Consider the following 7349-nt stretch of genomic DNA (forward strand, 5'->3'; position numbering starts at 1 on the left):
TTCCGCTGTCGCCACGTCAGGCCCCCTTCGGCGTGTTCGGCATCCTCGTGTTCTCGCGTGTCAACTGGCCCCGGGTCACGCCTTCGGCATGGCGGGGTTCGGGTTCCGGACGATCGCCAGGTGGGTCAGGCGGGGCCGGGTGTTGAGTTCGGCGAGGAGCCCGTAGTTGGCCGGCTCCTCCTTCCACCGCGCCACCGCGCTGTGGTCGTCGTTCAGGTCGCCGAACACGATCGCGCCCGACGGGCACGCCGACTGGCACGCGGTCAGGATCTCGCCGTCGCGGATCTTGCGGTGCTCCCGCTCGGCGACGATCTCGGCCCCGCGGATCCGCTGCACGCAGAACGTGCACTTCTCCATCACCCCGCGGCTCCGGACCGACACGTCCGGGTTGCGGCCCAGCTTGAGCGTGTTCGAGTCCCAGTCCACGTACGTCAGGAAGTTGAACCGGCGGACCTTGTACGGGCAGTTGTTCGAGCAGTACCGGGTGCCGACGCACCGGTTGTACGTCATGTCGTTGAGGCCGTCGGCCGAGTGGACCGTCGCGCCGACCGGGCACACGATCTCGCACGGGGCGTTCTCGCACTGCACGCACATGCGGGGCTGGAACAGGGTCTTGAGCCCCGCGTCGCCCGGGTTCCCCTCGTAGTACCGGTCGATGTTGATCCAGTGCATCAACCGGCCCTTGGTCACCTGGTCCTTGCCGACGACCGGGATGTTGTTCTCGCTCACGCACGCGACCACGCACGCCGAGCACCCGGTGCAGGCGTTCAGGTCGATGGCCATGGCCCAGCGGCGCTGCTGCTCGGGCTTGAGCCCCGGGGTGAACCGCTTGAACTTGTCCTCGTCGTAGTACATCGTGAGCGAGTGCAAGCGGCCGTCGTGGCCGTGGCCGCCGTCGCCGTGGTCGGCGCCCGGGCTGTGGGCCGGGTGCTCGCCCGGGGTGTCGCCGCCGCTGCCGTGCGGCTTGGGCGCCGGGACGTTGCGGTTGATCGGGGCGGTCTCGCCCGCGGCCATCGGCGGGATCTTGGCGAACGCCGGGTTCTTCTTGTACAGCTCGACGTCGCCGTGGCGGACCGGCTTGCGGTTCCACTCGTAGTCGATGAACAGGTCCTTCTGGCTCATCGACGTCTGGCCCTGCACCTGGGCCAGCAGGTAGACCTTCTTGGTCTTGGTGATCACCAGGTCGGAGTTGCCGGCCGCGTCCTTGCCGGTCGCCGCGGTCCACGGCGCGTCGGACGTCTGGAGCGCGTAGGCGTTGAACCCGCGGACGTCCTTGCCGGCGGCGTTCGGCTCGCCCTGCGTCGAGCAGACCCGGCCGGCCCGCTCGCGGCCGTGGCCGAGGTGGACCGTGATCGAGTCGTCGGCGTGGTTCGGCAGCACCCACACCGGGGCCAGCACTGTGACGCCGCGGTACTTGAGCTGGACGACGTTCACCTGCGCCCGGCCGTGCTCGCCGGCGGTCCACCGGAAGAACGCGGGGTCGAGCTTGAGCTTGTTGGCGGTGACCTCGCTCATGTAGACGGCGTTGTCCCAGCACACCTTGGTGACGGGCTTGGGCAGCTCCTGGAGCCACCCGTTGTTGGCGAACCGGCCGTCGTACAGCGTCGGGTCGGGGCGGAAGTTGATTTCGAGCTGCTCGGCGGCGTTGAACGCCGGGGCGGCCGGCGCGTCGGCGGCCCAGTTCGCCGCGAGGGCGACCGCGACCGGGGCGGCCGCGGTGCCGGCGATCACGCCCGCGCGGACCGCCTGCTGCCAGAACACCTCGAACTGCTCGACCTTCGGCAGGCCCGGGTAGCTCTTGCGGACCTCGTCGGGGTTCCGCCACGTCGCCCGGACGATGTCGTACCCGTCGCGGGCCGAGTTCTGGAACACGTTGGCGAAGAACTCGATCGCCGAGCTGCCGGAGAACAGCGGGGCGATGAGCGGCTGCTGGAGCGCGACCGTGCCGTCGTGGCCGCGGATGTCGCCCCAGGCTTCGAGGTAGTGGGCGGCGTTGGCGTGCCAGTGGCACAGCACCGCGGTCTCGTCCTGGTACAGCCCGTGGTGGAACGTGAACGGGACGTTCTTGATCGCCTTCTCGAACGGCACGTCGGCCGGGGCGGTGTACGCCGCGTTGACGTCGAGGACGATGAGGGCGTCGACCTGGCGGGCCGCCATCTCGGCGGTGAGCGCCTTGAGGTCGATCACCTTCTCGGCCGGCCGGACCGAGATCGCCTCGGTGTAGATCACGGTCGTCCCGGCGTTGCCGAGCTTCACGTTGATCGCCGCGACGAGCGCGTGGGCCGTCGCCGACAGGTGCGGGCCGGCGACGACGACCGACTTCCCGGCCTTGGCCCTCAGGTCGTCGGCGAGCGGCTTGATCCAGGCCTTTGCGGCGTCCGGCAGGGGGGCGGCCCCGGGGACCCCGGCGACGCCGAGTTCGACCGCCAGCGTGCGGACGAGCGACTCGATCAGCGTGACCGGCAGCGCGAGCCGGTGGTCCGCGACGGACCCGACCGTGCTCGGCATCGCCTCGACCGCGTACAGCCGGTTCAGCGCCTCGGGCTTGATCCCGTCCTTGTGCTCGTGCTCGTGGTCGTCGCCCTCGCCCTCGGCGTGAACGTGCGGCTTGGCGTGGACCTCGGCGAGCGTCTTGCCGTTCTTGCGGATCTTGCGGCGCTCGGCGAAGTCGCGGGCGTACCGGACGCTGCCGGGGCACCCTTCGAGGAACTCGGCGTCGAGCGCCAGGACGACGTCGGCCCGGGTGAAGTCGTAGGTGACGTTGAGCGGCCGCCCGAACGCCTTCGTGAGCCCGTCGCGGGCGCCGGAGCCGACGGCCGGGTCGTGCTGGACCCAGCGGGCCTCGGGGAAGTCGGCGAGGAGCTTGAGGACCTGCGCGCCGAGCGTCGGCGACGTCACGGTCTCGGTGAGCAGGCGGAGCCGGAGGTTCTTCTTCGGCTGGCCGGCGGCGTCGTACAGCGCCTTGCGGACGGCGACGATCGCCTCGTCGGGCGACGACGCGAGCCCGCGGTGGGTCACGCGCTGCGAGCGGTCCGGGTCGTACAGGTCGAGGATGCTGGCCTGGGTGAACGAGTCGGTGCCGCCGTTGGGGCTCGACGGGTGGCTCGGGTTGCCCTCGATCTTGGTCGGCCGGCCCTCGTTGCTGCGGACCAGCACGCCGACGCCGAACCCGCTCAGCGGCGCGGCCGAGGCGAAGAACAGGGGCACGCCCGGGGTGAGCTGGTCGGGCTGCGTGGCGTACGGCAGGATCTTCCGCGGCGGGGCGGGCCGGACGTAGCACCCGGCCCCGGTGGCCAGGGCGACGGACGCGCCCATGAGCCCGACGAACCGCCGCCGGCTGACCTCGTCGGTGAACTCGGACGCCCCCTCGGGGAACTCGTCCTGGACCGCCTTCTGGAACTCTGCGCTGCCCACGTACTCGTCGAGCCCCTGCCACTGCTTGGCGGGCTGCGCGACGGGCGGCGTGTCCGTGCTGTCGGGCTTCATCGGAACCTCAGCAGAAGTCGGGAGTCGGGGGTCCGGGTTCACGGGTCGGGGCTCGGGTGTCGTGCGTCGCGGGGGAGTCGCTCGTGACTCCTGCCCCCGACTCCCGACCCCGGGTCCGGGGCCCGAACTACCGGTGGCACATCGAGCAGTTGGTCAGCGTGACGGGGTCGCGGACCTTGTACTCTTCCTTCAGCAGCAGCCCCATTTCCCGCTGGTCGGTCGGGCGGGCGGTGCCGATGAGCGGGTTGTCCTTGCCGTCGGGGAGCTTGCCGAAGTTCGGAAGGTCGGCCCGCTTCCACTTCGGCGCGCTGCCGTCGGCGGTCAGCGTCGCGGGGCTGTAGAGCATGCTCGTCGCCTCGCTCCGCGGGCGGAGGTGCTTCTCGGGCTCGCGGTGGCAGTTGATGCACCACTCCATGAGCAGCGTCGAGCTCTGGACCGTCAGGTTCTGCTGGTCGAGCCGCCCGTGGCAGCTCACGCACCCGACCCCCTTGGCGACGTGGATCGAGTGGTTGAAGTAGGCGTAGTGCGGGAGGTTGTAGACCTTGTTCCACTCGATCGGCTTGCCGGTGCGGTAGCTGTCGCGGACCGGCTCGAGCATGTCGGCCCCCTGCCAGATCTGCTGGTGGCAGTTCATGCAGGTCTTGGTGGGCGGCACGTTGGCGGACCCGGAGATCTCGACCGACGTGTGGCAATACCGGCAGTCGATGCCGAGTTGCCCGACGTGGTGGGCGTGGCTGAACGCGACCGGCTGCGGGGGGGCCTCGCCGACGCCCGTCGCGTAGGTCGACCGGAAGAACGCGGCCAGCCCGACGCCCGTGGTCGCGGCCAGGACCGGCAGGCTCAGCACGATCACCCGGGCGATCGGGTTCAGCGCCTTCGGGAAAATCTGGGGCATCGCGTCACCACCTCGGCTCGAACTGACGGACCGCACCACCGACAAACCGCAACCCACCCATCAACCGCAACCCACCGGCCCGCGCCACCGCGGGTCTCACAGCAGCGAGTCCCACTGCAGGTACCGCAGGGCGAAGTTGAGCGTGAGCGTCATTGACAGGCTGGTCGCGCACAGGGCGACGCCGCCGAACGCGAAGTTCTCGCCCCGCGGCCCGCGCGCCCCGCGGGCCAGGCCGATGAGGCCCAGCACCAGCCCCACGGCCGAGAGGATCGGGCTGAACGGGTACCACCAGAAGACGCACATGCTGAAGAAGCCGAGGCCGATCGACGCGCCCGAGAGCCCGCCCCCGATGGGGGCGACGATCGGCTTCGTCGGGGTCGTGGTCGCGGCGTGCGAGGTCGCGTGTTCCAAACTTGGCCCTCCGCCCAGAACCGTGGCACAGCCAGATTGATCGTGATGCGGACCTTGTGTGACTCTAGCGATACGAGTCGCCGGGAGCCGCGTCCACCTACTTTGTCGCATCCTTCACTAAGTCGAGATGGTAGCCCGCTGTACCTCGGATACAAGCTGCAAATCGGAAAAATCCCGACGCTAGCGGCATGTCTTCGTGGTGAGGAAGTTGGAGTGAGACGAGGTCTCAGAGAAGTGGCCAGGCTCCGACCGGGGTGCTAACGAACGAGGCGCCCGGGTCGGACCGGCGACGGGTGCGCGTCACAGGAGCTCGCGGACCGGCTGCGCGTTGTCTTCCACGAGGAACTGCGGCCGGCCGGTGAGGTCCGGGAGCGTGACCTGGTTCACGTCGATGCCGAGGTTGTGATACAGCGTCGCAAAAAGCTCGGCGAACGACACCGGCCGCGACACCGCCTCGCCCGCGATCTTGTCGGTCGCGCCGATCACCTGCCCGGTCCGCATTCCGCCCCCCGCGAGCAGCGCGCAGTTCACCGCCGGCCAGTGGTCGCGGCCGACCTGCGCGCTGATCTTCGGCGTGCGGCCGAACTCGCCCATCACGACGACGGTGCAGTCCCGGTCGAGCCCGCGGGCGTGGAGGTCCTCGACGAGCGCGCTGACGCACTGGTCGAACACCGGGAAGTCCTCCTTCTCGCGGAGGAAGATGGAGTTGTTCGGGCGGCCCTCGGCGTTCAGCCCGCCGTGCCAGTCCCACTTGCTGTAGTTGAGGGTGACGACCCGCGCCCCGGCCTCGACGAGCCGCCGGGCCATGAGCAGGCTCTGGGGCACCCGCGGCGCGCCGTTGGCGTCCACGAACACCTTCGGGTCGCCGGTGCCGTACCGCTCGCGGACGGCGAGCGGCTCGCGGGAGACGTCGAGCGCCTCGGCCATCCGCGACGACGTCAGGAGCCCGAACGCCTGCCGGGTGAAGGCGTCCATCCCCTTCATGCCGCCGGTCGCGTCGATGTCGCGGCGGAGGTCGTCGAACCCGGCGAGCAGCGCCTTGCGCTCGGCGAGTTGGTTCACCGTGATCCCGCGGAGCACCATGTCCTCGCGGGTCTGGCCCATCGCCCGGAACGGCGACGCCGCGGGGCCGACGAACCCCGGCCCCGGCTCGTTGTACGGCCCGTGGGTGCAGGTGTAACAGAGGCTCACGAACGGCGGCACCGACGGGCCGACGGCCCCCTGCACCTTCGCGACCGCGGACCCGAGTTGCGGCCACCCGCCGGCCGGCGCGGGCTTCCGCGGGTGGTGCCCGTGGTACGACTGCGCCGCGTCGTGGTCGGCCTGGTTGCCGACGAGGGACCGCACGATCGCGAGCTTGTCCATGTTCCGGGCGAGCTTCGGGAACGCCTCGCAGATCTGGACGCCGGTGACGTTCGTGGCGGTCGGCTTCCACGGCCCGGCGACCTCCTTCGGCGCGTCGGGCTTCAGGTCGAACATGTCCTGGTGCGGCGGCCCGCCGACGAGGTAGATGAGGATCACCGACTTGTGCGACGAGCGGACGCCGGCGGCGGACTCGGCCCGCAGCAGGTTGGGCAGCGTGAGCCCGCCGAGGCCGAGCGAGCCGATCTTGAGGAAGCCGCGGCGGGACGGTCGCGTGGGGCGGGGGGTCATGGCAGCGACTCCGGCAGAAGTGGGACGGGGCGGGGCGAGGCGGGGAGCCGATCCGGGGGGCGGGGGACTTGAGTGTCACCGCTCCCGCGTGCCGGGTCAACCGGATTCCCGGCAGCAACTCACTCCCAGAACGCTTCCCACTTCGTGCCGAACGACGCCTTGAGGCGGTCGAGGTACGCGAGCGTCTTCGCCTTCACCATCCACACGTCGGCCCCGTGGCCGCCCTTGCACACCACGCCCTCGGCCACGTCGTACTTGCCCCGCCGCACCGCCTCCAGGAACGCGCCGGTGAGCTTCCCGCGGTAGACGACCCGCGGCGTCGGCAGGTGGCCGAACATCGCCACGAACGCCCCCGGGCCGACGAACCCGGAGTCCTCGACCCACACGTCGATGAGGACGGTTTCCTTCGGCTCGTCGCGGTGGTGCCGGCCGGCGAACGAGTTCGGCCCGAGGTACTCGGTGAACGCCCGGACCTCGCCGCGGCCCGAGAACTCGGGGTGGTGGCGCAGCGCCGCGTCGAGCGGGTCGGCGAGGGCGTCGAGGAACGCCGCGGGCGCGTCTTCGAGGCCGGGGTGCGCGGCGGCGAACGCGGCCGTGCCGGTCGGCGTGAGGTCGAACCGGTCGCGCCGCGTGCCGAAGGCGTGCCAGCCGCTGTCGCGGCCCCAGCACCAGTGGAGGTTGGTGCCGTCGAGCTTCTCGAACGCGACGCAGTGCCCGGCCGGCGCGTCCCTCGGGCCGGGGATCTTGGGGTAGTACAGCATGGTGCCGGGGAGACACCGTGTGCGGGGGGGAGGTTCGAGGCGATCATTGCGAGGGTGGGCGTGATTCTCGCGCCCAACCACCCTGGCGAGCCGGGAGCGTCAGCGACCGGAGGTGGGCGCTCCACCAGAACTCCGGTCGCTGA

5 protein-coding genes are annotated in these 7349 nt (G+C 70.8%); all 5 read right to left on the bottom strand.

The window, feature by feature from the left end; all coding sequences use genetic code 11:
- Positions 1 to 75 precede the first annotated feature (75 nt).
- Positions 76 to 3486, bottom strand: coding sequence for a TAT-variant-translocated molybdopterin oxidoreductase (locus ACTIGN_RS22765; protein ID WP_439628129.1), 3411 nt, complete (start codon positions 3484 to 3486; stop codon positions 76 to 78).
- A gap of 127 nt (positions 3487 to 3613) precedes the next feature.
- A complete protein-coding gene (locus ACTIGN_RS22770) occupies positions 3614 to 4381 on the bottom strand; it encodes a cytochrome c3 family protein (protein WP_439628131.1) in 768 nt (255 codons plus the stop codon).
- Positions 4382 to 4477: 96 nt separating this feature from the next.
- Positions 4478 to 4792 (bottom strand): hypothetical protein, encoded by a 315-nt coding sequence (locus ACTIGN_RS22775; RefSeq protein WP_439628133.1) that lies wholly within the window; start codon positions 4790 to 4792, stop codon positions 4478 to 4480.
- A 300-nt stretch (positions 4793 to 5092) separates the two neighbouring features.
- Positions 5093 to 6445: a DUF1501 domain-containing protein gene (locus ACTIGN_RS22780; RefSeq protein WP_439628135.1), complete on the bottom strand. Its 1353-nt coding sequence runs from the start codon at positions 6443 to 6445 to the stop codon at positions 5093 to 5095.
- A 119-nt stretch (positions 6446 to 6564) separates the two neighbouring features.
- Entirely contained in the window at positions 6565 to 7206 is a 642-nt protein-coding gene (locus tag ACTIGN_RS22785; protein ID WP_439628137.1) for a hypothetical protein, read from the bottom strand.
- Positions 7207 to 7349: the final 143 nt, after the last annotated feature.

Origin of the sequence: Gemmata sp. (assembly GCF_051859125.1) — a bacterium.
Lineage (GTDB): Bacteria > Planctomycetota > Planctomycetia > Gemmatales > Gemmataceae > Gemmata.

Excerpts from the sequence above, each read along its gene's own strand:
- ACTIGN_RS22785 (WP_439628137.1), bottom strand. The coding sequence starts at position 7,206 with ATGCTGTACTACCCCAAGATCCCCGGCCCGAGGGACGCGCCGGCCGGG.
- ACTIGN_RS22780 (WP_439628135.1), bottom strand. The coding sequence starts at position 6,445 with ATGACCCCCCGCCCCACGCGACCGTCCCGCCGCGGCTTCCTCAAGATC.
- ACTIGN_RS22770 (WP_439628131.1), bottom strand. The coding sequence starts at position 4,381 with ATGCCCCAGATTTTCCCGAAGGCGCTGAACCCGATCGCCCGGGTGATC.
- ACTIGN_RS22765 (WP_439628129.1), bottom strand. The coding sequence starts at position 3,486 with ATGAAGCCCGACAGCACGGACACGCCGCCCGTCGCGCAGCCCGCCAAG.